This is a genomic window from Streptococcus sp. 2022WUSS037 (assembly GCF_044427225.1).
Taxonomy (GTDB): Bacteria; Bacillota; Bacilli; order Lactobacillales; family Streptococcaceae; genus Streptococcus.
Genome location: NZ_JAOTGJ010000002.1, coordinates 62512 through 78641, shown reverse-complemented (window position 1 = coordinate 78641; position 16130 = coordinate 62512). Strand labels below are relative to the sequence as shown.

Below are 16130 nucleotides of genomic sequence, written 5' to 3'. Positions count from 1 at the left end.
TCATCATAAAAAAGAAGGCTTGATTTTGTTATCACAATCAATTCAGGGAAAAGAAAATGTTGCTTTTACACTACAAATGTTATAAAATTGTAGTGTAAAAGCAACATAGAAAGGAGTAAGCATGTCAAAAAAAGAGATTCTACTTGAATTTATAGAAAACCACAATGGCATTATCACCTATAAAGATTGTAAAGCTCTAAATATTCCAACAATATATTTGACAAGACTAGAAAAAGAAGGAATTCTATACCGCGTCGAAAAAGGAATTTTCCTAACCCAGAATGGAGACTACGACGAATACTACTTCTTTCAGTACCGATATCCGAAAGCTGTTTTCTCATATATCTCAGCGCTTTATCTGCAACAATTTACAGATGAAATTCCTCAATATTTTGACGTAACCATTCCTAGAGGTTACCGTTTTAATACTCCTCCAGCTAATCTGAACATTCATTCCGTTTCTAAGGAAAATAGCGAACTAGGAATTACTCTTGTAAAAACCCCTATGGGAAACGAGGTAAGAGTGTATGATTTCGAACGTATTATCTGTGATTTTGTGATTCATCGAGAAAAAATAGATACTGAGCTTTTTGTCAAAACACTTCAACTTTACGGAAACTATCCTAAAAAAAATCTTACAAAACTCTATGAATATGCGACAAAAATGAGCACCTTGGCCAAGGTCAAACAAACTCTGGAGGTCCTAGTATGAATAAAGCTAAGCTAACAGCACTCTGTCATAAAATATCTAAGAATACTGGATTAACCTTTAATTCCGTGATGACCTATTACTTTCTAGAAGTGATTTTGAAAAAATTAAGTCAGAGTACCTACTCAAATCACTATATCTTCAAAGGAGGATTCCTACTGTCAAATGTTATTGGAGTTGAATCTCGTAGCACGGTTGATATTGATTTTTTGTTCCATCAAATAACACTCTCAGAAGATACTGTGAAGCAGCAACTCAAAGAAATTTTAGCAGATTCAGAAGAAGGTATATCTTTTGTGATTCAATCCATCACAGCTATTAAAGAAAGTGATGACTATGGTGGCTATCGAGCAACAATTTTGTGCCAACTTGAGAATATTAAACAAGTTATCCATTTGGATATTGCGACAGGCGATGTTGTAACTCCTCAGCCGATTACATACGACTATAAAGCTATTTTTGATGAAGAAAATTTTCCAATCATTGCTTATACAATTGAAACAATCCTAGCTGAGAAACTTCAAACCATCTATTCACGTAACTTCTTGAACAGCAGAAGCAAAGATTTTTACGATGTTTATATTCTTTCAAAACTGAAGAAAGAAGACATTGACTTCATTCAATTGAAAAATGCCTGTCAGAGAACATTTTCATATCGCGAAACAGTGCTCGATTTTGAAAAGATTATTGAACTACTCGAGAGGTTCAAATCTGACCCTATTCAGAATCAACAATGGCAAAATTATTCGAAAAAATATAGCTATACAAAGGGAATTTCCCTTGCAGATGTTCTTGAGGAGATGATTCGTCTCATAGCAGTTCTCATTTCTATAAATTTTGATTAAAAGTGACCAAAAAATAAAAAAGGATATGCTAACATTTATACATTTTGTTAGCATATCCTTTTTTATTTCGTCGTATATGCAAAACTCAAGCTACTATCCACCCCAGATAATTTTCGGAAGGTGTAGTTGGGATTGCCATTGTAATTGGTTTCGGAGATAAGGAATGAGCCATCTGGGTAGACTTTTTCGACAAAAGCCACATCCACATGTCCGTATTCTGCTGGTGTGCCATGTCCTCCTCCCGCAAATGAGAGTATAGCTCCTGCTTGTGGACTTGTCCCTGTCTCCCCACCGAGACTTGCGGCTGTTCGTACCCAATCTTGGCCATTGCCCATGGTACTGATAATTGGAATCTTCTCACCATTCTTACCTTTGAGTTTTAGACCCAGTTGGTTGATACGGGCTGCGACGCCCCAAGTACATTGGCCGTAGGCATACCCCATACCGTCACCACCTCCTGGAATAGAGTTTTCAAAAAAATCTCCTCGTACAGCTTCAAGTGCTTTTGGATCGCTTTGTGCAGTCCCACCGTTGGGTTGACTAAAGCCTTTTTCAATTTGGTAATACCACTCACTTGCTCGTGTCTGACGCTCAAGTAGCTTATCCCCTGAATTTCCTTCCCAGTAAATGAGAAAGAGTTGGGCAAGACTAGCTGGACTTCCTGAATTTTTGAAGAAGTCCTTTAACCAGTTGGTGTAATAAGGACTATCCCCATGCAACATGAAATCCAGTTGTAACCCTAAGTCATACCACTTTAGATTTTTTCCTTTGGCATATTCGAGCAACAAGGTATGTCTGCGTGAACCATCTGCAGTATCTGTCCATTGTCCTAAGCCTAAACCACGTTTGAGAATATTGGGGTAGCGTCCATTGTATATAATTGGACCATTGAGTGAGAGCCAGCCCTCATCATCCCACGAACTGTCTGTCGCACCAATAGGGGGAGATAGATAGTCGCCCTCTGCACGCTTGGGATTAATAGAGGATTCTACCGACCAATTTCCTAAAATGGCTGCAATAGCTTGATTGGTCGCACCTTTGCTTTTGAGATAGTCATAAATCGCCTTGGCTCTCTCGAACTCGTCGCCACCAAATTGACCGATAGTTGGAACAATGGTGGTCTGAACCTGGATTACTTTTGGAAAGTAGAAAGCTGGATTGACATAGACCAACTTATCTGTGTCATCATCAACCTTTTGATAGGTGACTTTTAGACCCGTTCCATCCTTGGTCTGACCAATAATGTCTCCTGCCAAGACTTTTTGATGTTCACTCACTCGGCCTGAATGAATGCCAAACAAGGTTAGTTTAGTTTTATTCACTCCCTTACCAGATGTCAAAACAACGTTCTCTCCATCAAGAGATACCTTGCCATCCATCGGAGCCACAATAACTTGGCCTTCTTTTGCTTCTAAGATAATATGGTGATGAAGCGTTGGTTTCTCATCCATGACCTCATAACCATATCGGTATAACATACTTAAACTATCTTCATCAGACTGTCCCTGAAAGGGATTGTCCAATTCTTGAAGGGCAAAATAATTGCCTTCTTCGGTCAATTCCTTTAGCTCTTCTTGGTCCTCATCAGACAGCTTGTAAGCAGGTTCTTTATACAAGTCAGACATGGATTTAATAGAGTCACCACCGTTTAAGTCCGTCCAGACTTGACTGAGAAATGCTTTATAAGTCGCACCACCTGTTTCCATGAAATCGTCAAGCTTGTAGTCTTGGTATTGATGATTCATGTAAACCATGACCTCATCAATTTTGGTGTAGTAGGCAATCCCTTTTTCATTGGTTCTCGTATGCTCCGCATCTTCCCACGTCATGTAGGTATAGGCCTTGGACAACTCCATCTCATCTTGTTGAATGACACTACTACCTGAAACACTCATGAAAAAGCTCATCATCAAAAGGAGTATCAAGAGAATGCCTGAGACAATCCAAGTCAAAGGATTTCCCGCAATGACAGAAAAGAAAGTCATACTTCCCTTAATGGCTTGGACGATTCCTTTGAAACCTGCGACACTTTGTTTTCTGACATGCTTTAAAAAGGTTTGGTAACGTCTTCTTGGTTTAAGAGGTTTCTGGCGTGTGAATCTTTTTCCCTTTTTGAAGTTTTGGAATCGTTCCTTTCCATGAGAAAATTTTGTTTTGGTAAACCGCACACCAGTCTGTCCACTTTTTACTGCCACCTTACCTGCTTGAAAGGTAAACATTCCATAGCGTCTGGCTTTCAAACTAGTATCCTTCATGGTTCTTAGACCATCTAAATCATCCTCCTGTGCTACCAGGTCAAGCGATTCGGATGCAGCTAAGCCTAATCCAACTTTGAATTTGGTAGAGTTTTTCTTAGTCTTTTGGACTTTCTTGAGTTGTTTAACCTCACGCTTGGCAGAACTTACGTCTTTTTCTGCAATTAGTCGATCAAATGATTTTTCTTGGTGAAACTGAAAGCGAGACTCCAGGGAAGGATTTTCTTTTTGGAAAGTAAACTTGCGATTAACTACCTGTTGTTTCTCACTTAGTTTCACTTCTGACAGATGTTTTCTTGCTGTCCGCAAACGTTCTTGAGCTTGCGGAAGTCGATAGTTCTTGATTTCCTTTACCTTCAACAGTCTAGGAGAAACATAGGTAATTTCCTTTATGAACTTCTCTTCTGCTTCCTTTTGGCTACTGAGTAGATTTCCTTTTAACTCTGTTTTCTTTTCCTGAAACAGAGAATTTTTGGCTGATTTTCGAAATCTTCCTTTTTTAGGAACAGTCTGTTTTGAGGTCCTAACTTCTTTACGATAATGCATACGAGCTGATTTTAAGTTGCTTCGAAAGTTTTGCCTAGCCTGTTTGACTAGCTTTTTATCCTCTTTCATCTCATGTCCTCATTTTTTCAGGGTCCGTACTCATGATGTCAAAGAGCTTGGTGTGTTGTGGAATCTTATTTTTGAATGGGACAACGGTGGAACCGGCCTTGATAAGTCCAGCCCCTTTTTCAGGATTGACCAAGTATTTCTCCAATTCCTTGGAAAGTCCAAGCATATGCACCAACTCTTCGCGATCGCTCTTGGCCTGTTTTAAAAGAATCATAAACTCGCTATTGGCAATAATGCGTCTACCATTGGCATCCAAAAGAAGTGTTTCTACATTCTGGGTAATGCCTGTCGGTATCGCCCCATACTTACGGACACGACTCCAGAGTTTAAAGAAAAAATCAGAGGCATACTTGTCCAATAAAAGTAGCTGCATTTCATCAAAGTAAATCCAGGTTTTCTTCCCTAGTTTTTGGTTTTTTACCACACGATTCCAAATCTGGTCAAAGATAACCATGAGGGCAATCTGTTTTAATTCATCGCCTAACTTTTTGACATTGTAAATCAGGAAATGACTGTCTGTTTTAATATTGGTCCGATGTGAAAATATGTCCAGCGACCCTTCCACATAGAGTTCCATATCGAGTGCCAAGTCCTTAGCTTCCTGTTCAGGTTGTTGAGCTAAGACAAAGACCCATTCGACCAAGGATGGTGTGTCAAAATGCTTATAAGTGAGTCGTGTCACACGGTCAATCAAGGACTTTTCACGACCATCCATTTTGCGGTCTAAGAGCTTTCCTATCCAAGACAAGAGAAATTCGGATTTGACCTTAACTGGATCCTCATCCATATTCTCATCAGATAGATCTAAGACATTTAAGAAGGTGGTAGAATCTGGGGCAATATCAATACTCTCCCCACCAAAGGCTTGACCGATAATACTGTACTCGTTTTCTGGGTCAACAATAATAATTTCAGTATCACTATCTGCTTCCTTGAGCTTTGTAGAGATGATTTCATGTTTTGTCGCCATCCCTTTGCCCGCTCCAGAAGTCCCTAAAATCAAACCTGACGGAGTATTTAACTTGCCACGGTCAATACTGATGATATTACTTGAGATTTGATTGATACCATAAAATTTCCCACCCTTGTCCTGAATATCTACGGAAGTCCAAGGGGCATTCACGGCAATGTTTGAAGTCAATAGAGACCGAGAAACACCTTCGAGATAGTTCTTCCCAAATGGCAAGAGACTATTAAAAGCAGCTTCTTGCATATAGGTCAAATTATCAATAATCATATCATTAGACCCTGCCACTTGCTTGATAATATCAAGAGATTGTTTGAGTTGGTCTTCAGTATCCGCAAGCACGCCAATTAGAAATACGGTGTCAAACAGTTTATCTCCTGTCTGGGTCATGGTTTGAAGAAGAGCTTCTGCTTCATTGATGTTGTTCTCAAGAACATGGCCGACCTTCTCCAAATAGATTCCAGTCCGAGCCATCTTTTGTTGTTCCCCAATCTTTTGCGATTCCATCAAGGTCTTCTTGGTTCGTAGCTTGGTCATGGTTTCAGACTTGGTAGAGCCTTTAGCATGTAGGCTAATCATCACTTCCAAATCTGACTGCATGAGGTCACGAATAAATTTATCCCCTAGCTCCATACCGTAATCACGAACATAGACAATCTGTAATAATCGATCGTCCAATTCAATATGATTCTTGTGTTTAAAGGAAAGGTAGGTTGGGGCAATAAAGTGTTTGGTAGTTTGACCTGAGAGGGTCAAATCCTTGTAAGAGAACGGTAAATGATTTTCACCTCGCAACATATCCGCAAGGACATTCACTCGCTCCTCTCCACCAAGTAAACCAAGAGCCACATCAATCTCTGAAAAGCCACTCTTGAAATATTCCCCAATCTGTGACAGAGAACGAAAAGCTACTTTTGGTGTTTGGTCGCTCTTGCCAAATGAAAGAAACTTGACGGCTGAAAAGTTGTTCTCACCCGCCTCTAAGTTGGCATCCATCATGCGATTCAATTCATCACGATAAGCATCAAACCCATCTTCCTGCAAGGGATAGAGAATACTCTTACGGAATTTTTCCAAATTAACTTTTTGATTGAAAATGGTCAGTTGGAAATTGGTCTGATCATCCAGTGAATTGATTAAATCGGAATATTTCTCCACGATAGCTCCCTTATCATCTAAGCCAACTGTTTGATAATTGACATCTCCTAAGAGATAGGTTTGTGAGAAATAACTTGGACTGATCTGCATAAGGCCATTCTGAAAAAGCCCTTGATAGGCTAACGTATTTACGGTAGAAGGTCTGATCTCCTGCTTCTGTGTTTTCGTCTTTTGCTTTTTGTCATTAGAAGAGGTCTTTGGTTTCATTGAGTGTTTTAATTTTTTCACGTTGGTCTCCTTTTCTTCCAGTAAATGTGCGGTCTGGCACCGTTAGTTCATAATGAAAACGGTACTTGAGGTAGATTTCAAATGGTAAATCATTAGGGCGATAGACCCCAAATAACATGAGTGGAATGGTAAAGCTAAAAACAAAACCATAGACAAACCAATCCCCAAATTGCCAGTAAAATAGGTTCAAGCCCAATACCAAAATGGTTATGGCGACGGCTGGAAATACAAAAATAACCTGTCTAGTTGTAAATCCCAGCCATGCCCTGTGTTGAACCTTTGAGATGTCCTTAAAGACACGTGTGTTCATAAATGTTCTCCAATCTAAATAAGCTATAAAAAGAGGAGGCGGGCAATTTACTCCCATCCTCCTACATCCCCAAAATACTTCGGGCGGTTCGTTGACTGCCAACTAAGGCAATGATTAACAATATGGCCTGTACCAAGCCACCAAACATAATGGCGAGTGATTCCATCACTCCAGCTCCATTTGATACGGCAATCTTTCCAGCCGATTCAAACAAGGGAACAAGAGATACAATTAGAAAAATCAAAATACCCTGAACGGCATAGACCATAATGTTTTTAAGGTAACCAATCCCAACACTTCTCCAGTCATCACTAAGGAAGGTCGGAATGGTAACAGGGGCAAAAGGAATCATCAGATAGAGTTGGATAAAGCGAATGGTAATCAAGATATTGACAACCATGATGCTGGCCATTCGTACCAACCAAATGAGAATCGCAAAAAAGCCAATAATCATTTTTCCTACAATCCCAGATCCCTTAATGCCTGAGATGGTATCGTAATTAGTACCACCATTCGTGACAAGACTTGCCACTTGTTCAATAACATAAGAGGCAATGGCAATAATGGCTTCCACAATAACCGTCGTATTGGTAATCACGACCGCGACCATGATGTAGCTGACAATCATAGGTGCTATGGCTTCAAAGGTCATTGCACCGCCTGAGTTTGCGATTTTCTTGGCCATTTTTGAAAATTCGAGTACAAGAACTACCGCAAGAATAGCTACTCCCAAGGGCTGCATAATCCCCTTGGTAATGGCTGTCATGTAAGACCACACCGTCGGATTAAAGTCCGCTAGTGACTTAACCAAGTTGGCGGTTGATTCTAAATCCACTTGAAACCCTTCAAAAAGGCTATCACTAGATACTTTTTCAGAGGCTAGAAATACAAAAGGTGACGTAAAATTCATCATGTCATGTGCTGTCCTCCCCTAAATGGTAATCTGAGTCACAAAAGCACCCGCGGCTCCCACCATGACTCCACCAACAATTTCTAGAATGGCATTTCGGACACCTGGCCCACCATCTTTAATGTTGGTTGAAAGGTTGATAATGCCCATGACAACAAGAAAGGCTCCTACTGCAATTAAGCCTTTTTGTAATAGAGACATGGCTTGGGAGAACATGGAGCTGGCGTCCACTCCGTAAACAAAGCCTGATAGTTTTTGATTCATATTATTCCTCATTTCTATTAATGTAGTGTCGTTTCTGTGCTTAAATCCCTTATTTTATGGCCTGACAAATCTACCTCTTTCTCAGCGGTTAGGGGATTGAAATGATAGTGCCACCAGCGTACATCGGTTTCCTTATCCGCAAGCCATTTCCAATTCTTATGTTTGAGCGGAAAATATTTCTTGGTTCGAAAAACAGGAACTCCTGCAATGCGTACGAGGCATTCATCTCGTTTCATATTCCCGACTTCATCAGCCGTCATCAAGTCACGGGCAATTTTCTGGTGAGAGGTAGAACTTGAGCCAGTCTGCCCAAAAGAACGACTGGTACTTCTGACATCAATGGTTTGTTTGCCTAATAGACCACTCATAAATTTGAAAGTTTCCTCGTCATTTCCACCCAAATAGAGGAGGCTGTCACAATTCCCCAGTATAGTTTTCCAAGCCTCTTTTTCCTTATAAAGTCCTTGGAGTTGAGCAATATTTTGCAAGATTGGAACCAGACTCATATTCCTAGAGCGAACTGTTGAGGTTTGTTCGGCAAAGTCTGGGATTTCTCCGACATTCGCAAACTCATCCAGATAGCTTCTAACATGAATAGGCAGTTGCCCTTTAAAGTCAACATCAGCCTGTCTGGTCAAAGTGGAGAAAACCGTAGAGAAAAATAAAGCAGATAGGAAACGAAAAGTCGTATCATTGTCTGGAATAACAAGATAGACCATGGTCTTTTGAGTGCCCCACGTTTTCAAATCCATAGTGTCTCTTTGCGTCAAATCAATCACCGATTGGATATTAAAGAGGGCAAACTTAGCGGTCGTCACAGCAATGACCGAATCCAAGGTCTTGTCCTTGTAGTTTTGAAAATCTGCCCAGTTTCTCATGGTAAAGTTCTCGTGACCGTATTTTTTAGCGTAATCTTCAAACAGGACTTCAAGAACACTTTTGTCCTGATTGTCCCCCTTTGATAAGAGTTTGATGAGTTTCCCAATCTCAGAAAAGGCCGGATAACGGCCACGCTTACGTCTTGCTTCCTGCTCTTGCTTGGAACTTCCTGGAGGATTGTAAAAATCCACCAAATAAGAGGCAATAGCTCTCACCAATGTCATGGAAGCCTCATCCCAAAACGGATCACTGCGAGAGCCATTTCCTTTGGTATTATTAAAATAGACCGTTAACATGCGGTTCAAATCATTCTCTGTTTCTACATAACGAAAGGGATTAAAACCGTCTGAATTGGTCATATTAACCAAGTCTAAAACCTTAACCTGATAACCGTTTTCTAAAAAGAGTTTACCTGTCTTCTCAGCCAAATGGTCTTTAGGATCAACGACAATATTGGAACAATTAAGTTGGATAAGGTTGGGTTTCACAAAGCGAAAGGTCTTACCTGCACCAGAACCCCCAATGACAATCAAGTTTTTATTTCGGTCAAACTGTGGCTTCTTCTTTTCCAACAAGGTTAGACGAACATCACGAGCCAAAATCGTGTCATTGAAAGGATTCTTACTGTAAAAGTTCCGCTTTTCCTTACTGGTTCCAAATCGTGCAGAACCGTATTCTTCCCCTTCTCGATAGACCTTCTGGCCTGTCGATACATAAAGATAGACTAGCGTCATCGTTAGAACCCCAAGGATAAAGGCAAGAAGAGATTTTTGAGTAAAGGAAAATAGCCATAAAGGATTGAAAACCTGATTTAACCCCTCTCCTAAGAGGTAGGCAATACGTTCCATAGGTGGGGCATTGGTTAAACTATCATAGAGTAGGGTTAGACGATGGCAGAAATAGCCAAAGGCGAGACCCAAGAGACCAAAGACAAATGCTTTTCGTCTTGAATACATTACAAGGTCACCTCCTTGGTTTTGACTGCCGAAGGTTCTGTCACTCTTATTCTTTCTTTGGCCAGTTCTATCTCTTGGTCCAAGGTTTTATCAAAAGTTAAACCTTCTAGTTTCTCTGGATTAGACATCAGTTTCTTCAACAATTCATCCAAGTAATGATCGAGCAAGGTCTTATCCTTGGCATAAAAGTAGAGATAGTCTTTTTGCCAACTAATAGCGATTGGCAGTTTTTCTGACTCCATCAACTCCTTGAATTTCTCCACATCAATTGGCTTATCTAAAATGTCTTTACTAACATTAATCCCTTCAATGGCGTAAGGGCTTTGAAGGAGTTCTTCCAGTTTTTGAACTCCAATCTTATAAGCTGAATCTTGGGCTAAGGCTTGCCTAGCTGACCATTCTAAGAGCTTTAAGAGGGTTCTGACTGTCAATAAACTACTTCTTTCCACGTATTGCATCGCTTGACGTTCTTGTTGTTCAGATGACATGGTGACCTCCTCTTCTTTGAATCCCCTATCAAACATAAGGTGCTTCCATAATACGGAAGCACTCTTGATTTTGGTATCACAAGAAGGTCAAGACATAAACCAAACTATTCCAAAGTAAATGTAAGGTGATTGCCATTTTACAATCGTTTTTCAATCGAACAACAGCCAAGATTCCCCCAAGACAGCTATACATGAGCCAACTCCCTAATTGAATGGGACCATGGGCTAAAGCAAAGAGAAAACTGGTCACTCCTATTTGTACAAAAGGGAATGTCAATTTTTCCCACAGCAGTTGCCTATAAACTACCTCTTCAAGAATACTTGCATTGACCAGAAACAATAAAAAGATAACATGTGGAGCTTGTTTTCCTACTTGTACCAATACCGCTTGATTCCTAGTCTGAACTGGAAATAGAAAACTGATGAAGACTGCAAAAGCAAGCATACACGCAAAGCCGAGAAGCAACCATCTTAGGCGATTTTGTAAGGTTATATTTTTTGCTTGAACAGTTTTGTTATGAGTAATCTCTAGACAAGCTACACCTAAAAGAAGCATTTGTAGCAGGATTAAGACCTTAATCGTCATATAGTCATGCAGGTATAAACTCACCAGAAGTCCGTTAAGCTGTATGGCTAGATAAAACAACACTATCCTTATCATTGTCACCTCTTGAATAAATCTTCATAATCAATATCTAATACCAAAACAATTCGCTCAACCCATCTTGTCTGTGGCATCAGACGATTGGATTTGTAATGCCGTAATTTTTGATAGAGGCGATTAAACTCACTTGGATAAACATATTGACCTTTGAATACTTTGCGAGCTAGTTCTGCCCAAGTGAGGTCTTTTTCTGCCAGAATGATTTCTAAATTGTCCCAAAATCGTTCATTCATCTTCACACCTACCCTGTCACTTGTTTCATCAGGCTGGCCTGAAACAGCTCTTCTTTTACCTGTCTGGGAAGAAAGGTTCGCACTTCATCTAACCCAATAGCTGGATAGACATGATTCTGGCAGACAATGAGAGGCAGACGAAGGTTTTGGTCTGGTTTTTGGAGAATAAGCTGAATCATCTCATTCAAACTTATCGAATATTGACGCTTAAACCGAAGAAATCGTGGCGACAGCAACTCAAAACAATCCGTGGTTTTGGCAAAGAGTGACAGTAAGATTTCACGGTTTACATCACATGCTTTTGTACAACGATAAGTTACACCATAGGTCGTCAAAATAGTTAGTAAATCTTGATTTGTATTGGCATTATTTCCTAGATATACTTCAAGCATAGGCTCCTCCTTATAGGGTTAAGCTATTTTCAACTGTTGGTTCAGGAGTTGAGAAATAGCGACTCATATCAATAAGCATCCGTCCTTCACTAAAGCACTTGACCGTCACCAAAGTCGTTAAAATGCCATCCTTTCCCCTAGCAGTATAATTTTCACCAAAGGCACGAAAGGCCAAGTGTTTGTCTTTCGTCAATAGTGTATCTACATCATTTTTAATATCCCTAGTTTCCAAAAAATCCGAAATCCGATGAAGATTGGATTCGTAGAATAGGGAATCATTCATCTCTTTGTGGTAATCATCTTCAAAAGTCACCTCAAAGTCACAATCAAAATTGGGGAGCGACAGTATCTTTTCCAATAACTGATTGGTTTCAACTTGGTGAATACGTTCCTCTAATTCAGTACACTCTAGGATACTTTTCTTATTTAGTAGGTTCATGTTTTTCTTCCTCTTCTATTCTTCTAAATTCTCTGGCAATGGCTTCAATAACCGTCACCGTTACACTATTGCCTGCCTGTTTGTATAGTTGGCTCTTACTGGAAACACTCTCTGCTCTTTCATAAGCCCAATCAGGAAAGCCTTGAAGTCTGAAACACTCTCTTGGTGTCAGTCGTCTAATTCTTAGGCGATAGAGTTTTCCGTCTAAGACAATGCCTGTGACTTCATACCACTTATCCTGTCGATATTCCAGAGCAGCGACCACCACTCCCATATTATCTGAAGTCGTCAGGGTATTGGATATTCCCTTTCCCACTCGTCCCCTACGTTTGGTTGAGTCTGGATAAGCCAGATTGACAGAGTCTCCAAGAGTTGCCTTTGCGTACCCTCTTTTTGTGGCTTCCTTGATTTTCAGAAATGGCAGCTCCTCCCTCAGCAAAATCTTTGGAACCTTATCTCCACCCTGCATGGTGGTCAAGGTCGGTGACAAGCCAGAAATGTCAAATACTCTTCCAGTCTGGTCAAAGCTAGTCGGCAGATTTCCTGCGACGACAACACCATGTCTGTCTTGACTGGTCAATGTAAACATAGAGTCTTGATTGTCCTTAAATCGACGACCATGTTGCCGTTTTTCAAGTCTATCTGGTGTTAAGACTGGAATGGCGATTTTAGCCCCCTCACCTTTACCTCTTGTTAGTGTAGGAGCAAGTCCACTCGTCAGATAGACTTCACCATTCAAACCACGTTTAGAGGGATTGATATTGCCTAGCCTTTCAAGATTAGCTGGGCTGTTTTCTCTTCTGAGAGGAAATATGAATCTGGAACGGTATCTTCTAGAATGTCCGATAATAAAGACCCGTTCTCTGTTTTGCGGGACTTGGAAGTCCTTACTGTTAAGCACCTGCCATTCGACATCATACCCCAATTCATCCAGCGTGGAGAGGATTGTGGCGAACGTCCGTCCCTTGTCGTGATTGAGTAGGCCTTTGACGTTTTCCAAAAATAGAAAACGTGGTTGGATTTGTTTGGCCGCTCGAGCAATTTCAAAAAAGAGAGTCCCTCGAGTATCTTCAAATCCCAATCGTCTGCCTGCGAGTGAAAATGCTTGGCAAGGAAATCCCCCGCAGATAACCTCCACTTGCCCTCTAAATTGTCTAAAGTCATGGTCTGTGACCTCTTTAATGTCATGGTATTCTATTTCTCCTTCTGTGTTAAACATGGCTTTGTAGGATGTTCTAGCGAATTTATCAATTTCACAAAAGCCCAAACACTCATGGCCCTGTGATTCCATTCCTATTCTAAAACCACCTATCCCAGCAAATAAATCTAAAAATTTCATTCTTCCTCTCTTTCCAAATAAAAAAGAGCCTTACACTTGTAAAACTCTTGCTTATATATGATCATCCATTTCAGGTGCACGGATGATTTCAACAATCAAAATGATGATAGAAATCAGATAGATTCCACCTAGTATCCACCAAATCACCTTATTCACCTCCCTTTACTTCTTGTCGTCTCAGTTGCTTGGTCCACTCTGACAGCACACCATTAAACACGTATTCAGCTATTACTTCCGCTGACCGAGCAAATCGCATATGTTCCAAAGCATACTGATAACGGTCACTAAAATAGAGCATGGCATAGTCACTAGCCGACTGAGATAGACCGGTCTGTCTTAACTGGTCATGAACCAAACCCCAAATATAATCTCGATCGTACTTGGTAACGCCATCGACTTTTGAAGTAAAGTTTTCTTCTTGTTTCTCATCTACCAGCTGCCTCTCCTCCTCGTCCTCAATAAGGAAATCACTCCCTTTAGTTTCACTATATTTAGTCTCACTTCCTTCAGTCTCACTAGGGGCTGAATATAAGACCGGCCCCGTCTTTCTTTGAGACCCCCCTAGTGTTTTTTTAACACTAGCCCCGTCTGAATTTGAGACAGGGGTAGGTTCATGTTCCAACTCCCCCAAGTAAATCTTATTGGCCATTCGTCCTCTTTCACTAGAGGACTGTTGGACTTCATCGATTAAGCCATATTCGCGTAAGGTTTTCTTGATAGAGAGTAGTTTTGACTTTGAACAGCCTAAAAGTGCCATCAGATTTGAATTGGAATAAATCAAATATATAGCCCCATCCTCATCAATCCAACCTTTACTAAAAGACAACTCCAACCGATCCTTTAAAACCGCATAGGCTACCTTAACTTCCAGCTTCATATCCTTATACCGTTCACTCTCAAACAAGACTTTTGGGAGTTTATAATAACGCTCTGATGTCTGATATTGATTAGCGGTAATACGTTTCATGATTGTCCCTCCAAGACTAATATTCCAACATTTCCAAATTCATCAAATCGGATTAAACCTACTTGTTCCATTTCATCAATTAGCTGAGTTGCTTTCTCAATATCAACTTCCAAAATAGTCACGAGATGACACATCACCATTTGACGTGATGATTGTTCATACTTTTTCATTATTACCTCCAAAACGCAAAAAAAGGGGCAGACAATTTAATGTCTACCCCCGAAAATTTATTAAAACAAAAATCCTGCCAAAGAATTTTTGGCAGGATTTTTGGCAGGAAACCAAATCAATTTATCAGTTTCTATCAATCGCTTATCGCTCTCAAAGACTGGTAAATAGGGATTCCGCAATCTAATTATGATGTGACTCTTATTTAAGAGTAACGCTAGCTCCAGCTTCTTCCAATTTAGCTTTGATTTCTTCAGCTTCTGCAGTTGCAACGCCTTCTTTAACCATAGCTGGTGCACCGTCAACAAGCTCTTTAGCTTCTTTAAGACCAAGACCAGTGATTTCACGTACAACTTTGATAACGCCAACTTTTTTGTCGCCAGCAGATGTCAATTCAACGTCGAATGAATCTTTAGCTTCTTCAGCAGCACCACCAGCTGCAGCAACAGCTACAGGAGCAGCGGCAGTTACACCAAATTCTTCTTCGATAGCTTTAACAAGGTCGTTAAGCTCAAGGATAGTAGCTTCTTTAATTTCAGCAATAATGTTTTCAATGTTCAATGCCATTGTGATATTCCTCCAATTTAGGTTTTTATATAGTTTGTAGCACTAAGCAGCTACGCTCTGACGCATTAAGCTGCGTCTTCTTTTTCTGCAACAGCTTTGACAGCGTATGCAACGTTGCGAACTGGCGCTTGAAGTACAGAAAGCAACATAGAAAGCATGCCTTCGCGGTTTGGCAATGTAGCAAGTGCTTCGATTTCTTCTTTAGAAGAAACTTTACCTTCTACAGCTCCACCTTTGATTTCAAGAGCATCAGCAGTTTTCGCGAAATCGTAAATTGTTTTAGCTGGAGCAACTGCATCGTTTGAGAATGCAACTGCAGATGGACCTACAAACAATTCTGCAAGACCTTCAAGACCAGCTTGCTCAGCAGCACGACGCAAGATTGAGTTTTTGATAACTTTGTACTCAACTTCTGCACCACGCAAGTTACGACGAAGAACTGTATCTTGTTCTACTGTCAAACCACGAGCATCTACAACAACGATAGATGTTGCAGCTTTCATTTGCTCAGCAACGGCATTTACTAATTCCGCTTTTTTAGCGATAATAGCTTCACTCATTTTTTTACCTCCGTTTTTATTTTGGGCTAGGCACAAAAAAATCGCACCTAAACCTAGACACGAAAGTACAAATACGTTTATCTCAATAATCGTTTTGTGCCTCGGTAGGATGTTTATGAGTCTAGCTCCCCTACTGTCTTAGGTCAGTTTTTTCAAACCTCAATTATCATAACACAGTATTTTCTAGAATGCAAGACTTTTCTCTTACTTTTTGAAA

At 40.3% G+C, this 16130-nt stretch carries 18 protein-coding genes and 1 other annotated feature; of the genes, 2 read left to right on the top strand and 16 right to left on the bottom strand.

Features of this window, described 5'->3' with window-relative positions; translation table 11 throughout:
- Positions 1-121: 121 nt before the first annotated feature.
- Positions 122-712, top strand: a complete 591-nt coding sequence (locus ODU55_RS01770; protein WP_011922457.1) for a type IV toxin-antitoxin system AbiEi family antitoxin domain-containing protein — start codon at positions 122-124, stop codon at positions 710-712.
- On the top strand, positions 709-1554 hold the full coding sequence (locus tag ODU55_RS01765; RefSeq protein WP_011922458.1) for a nucleotidyl transferase AbiEii/AbiGii toxin family protein: 846 nt from the start codon (positions 709-711) through the stop codon (positions 1552-1554). The genes ODU55_RS01770 and ODU55_RS01765 overlap by 4 nt, the downstream gene beginning before the upstream one ends.
- Positions 1555-1616: 62 nt before the next feature.
- On the opposite strand, the gene ODU55_RS01760 is transcribed toward ODU55_RS01765, so the two are convergent.
- The 16 genes from ODU55_RS01760 to rplJ all read right to left on the bottom strand — a co-directional run bounded on the left by ODU55_RS01760 (position 1617) and on the right by rplJ (position 15913).
- The gene (locus tag ODU55_RS01760) at positions 1617-4424 is read right to left on the bottom strand and encodes a phage tail tip lysozyme (RefSeq protein WP_398581677.1); all 2808 of its coding nucleotides are present in this window, start codon (positions 4422-4424) and stop codon (positions 1617-1619) included.
- Position 4425: 1 nt separating this feature from the next.
- Entirely contained in the window at positions 4426-6777 is a 2352-nt protein-coding gene (locus tag ODU55_RS01755; protein WP_011922460.1) for a VirB4-like conjugal transfer ATPase, CD1110 family, read from the bottom strand.
- A complete protein-coding gene (locus tag ODU55_RS01750) occupies positions 6734-7087 on the bottom strand; it encodes a PrgI family protein (RefSeq protein ID WP_012775123.1) in 354 nt (117 codons plus the stop codon). The genes ODU55_RS01755 and ODU55_RS01750 overlap by 44 nt, the downstream gene beginning before the upstream one ends.
- 61 nt (positions 7088-7148) lie before the next feature.
- A complete protein-coding gene (locus ODU55_RS01745) occupies positions 7149-7997 on the bottom strand; it encodes a conjugal transfer protein TrbL (protein WP_044691326.1) in 849 nt (282 codons plus the stop codon).
- 21 nt (positions 7998-8018) lie between these two features.
- Positions 8019-8261, bottom strand: a complete 243-nt coding sequence (locus ODU55_RS01740) for a hypothetical protein (protein ID WP_001072171.1) — start codon at positions 8259-8261, stop codon at positions 8019-8021.
- A gap of 17 nt (positions 8262-8278) precedes the next feature.
- Positions 8279-10096, bottom strand: coding sequence for a VirD4-like conjugal transfer protein, CD1115 family (locus tag ODU55_RS01735; protein WP_398581676.1), 1818 nt, complete (start codon positions 10094-10096; stop codon positions 8279-8281).
- Positions 10096-10584, bottom strand: coding sequence for a hypothetical protein (locus tag ODU55_RS01730; protein ID WP_398581675.1), 489 nt, complete (start codon positions 10582-10584; stop codon positions 10096-10098). The genes ODU55_RS01735 and ODU55_RS01730 overlap by 1 nt, the downstream gene beginning before the upstream one ends.
- A gap of 76 nt (positions 10585-10660) precedes the next feature.
- Entirely contained in the window at positions 10661-11245 is a 585-nt protein-coding gene (locus ODU55_RS01725; protein WP_398581674.1) for a CPBP family intramembrane glutamic endopeptidase, read from the bottom strand.
- A gap of 2 nt (positions 11246-11247) precedes the next feature.
- A complete protein-coding gene (locus tag ODU55_RS01720) occupies positions 11248-11481 on the bottom strand; it encodes a hypothetical protein (protein ID WP_001005705.1) in 234 nt (77 codons plus the stop codon).
- A gap of 8 nt (positions 11482-11489) precedes the next feature.
- Positions 11490-11873, bottom strand: coding sequence for an arsenate reductase (locus tag ODU55_RS01715; RefSeq protein ID WP_024380710.1), 384 nt, complete (start codon positions 11871-11873; stop codon positions 11490-11492).
- A 10-nt stretch (positions 11874-11883) separates the two neighbouring features.
- Entirely contained in the window at positions 11884-12312 is a 429-nt protein-coding gene (locus ODU55_RS01710; protein ID WP_398581673.1) for a hypothetical protein, read from the bottom strand.
- Positions 12296-13651: a DNA (cytosine-5-)-methyltransferase gene (gene dcm, locus ODU55_RS01705; protein WP_398581672.1), complete on the bottom strand. Its 1356-nt coding sequence runs from the start codon at positions 13649-13651 to the stop codon at positions 12296-12298. The genes ODU55_RS01710 and dcm overlap by 17 nt, the downstream gene beginning before the upstream one ends.
- A 148-nt stretch (positions 13652-13799) precedes the next feature.
- The gene (locus ODU55_RS01700; protein ID WP_398581671.1) at positions 13800-14618 is read right to left on the bottom strand and encodes a replication initiator protein A; all 819 of its coding nucleotides are present in this window, start codon (positions 14616-14618) and stop codon (positions 13800-13802) included.
- Complete coding sequence (locus ODU55_RS01695) at positions 14615-14788, bottom strand: hypothetical protein (RefSeq protein WP_398581670.1); 174 nt, start codon at positions 14786-14788, stop codon at positions 14615-14617. Before ODU55_RS01695 ends, ODU55_RS01700 begins: the two co-directional genes overlap by 4 nt.
- Positions 14789-14987: 199 nt before the next feature.
- Positions 14988-15353 (bottom strand): 50S ribosomal protein L7/L12, encoded by a 366-nt coding sequence (gene rplL, locus ODU55_RS01690; RefSeq protein WP_002936483.1) that lies wholly within the window; start codon positions 15351-15353, stop codon positions 14988-14990.
- A gap of 65 nt (positions 15354-15418) precedes the next feature.
- Complete coding sequence (gene rplJ / locus ODU55_RS01685; protein ID WP_002936486.1) at positions 15419-15913, bottom strand: 50S ribosomal protein L10; 495 nt, start codon at positions 15911-15913, stop codon at positions 15419-15421.
- A gap of 26 nt (positions 15914-15939) precedes the next feature.
- Positions 15940-16074 (bottom strand) — a sequence feature (ribosomal protein L10 leader region).
- Between the last annotated feature and the right edge of the window lie 56 nt (positions 16075-16130).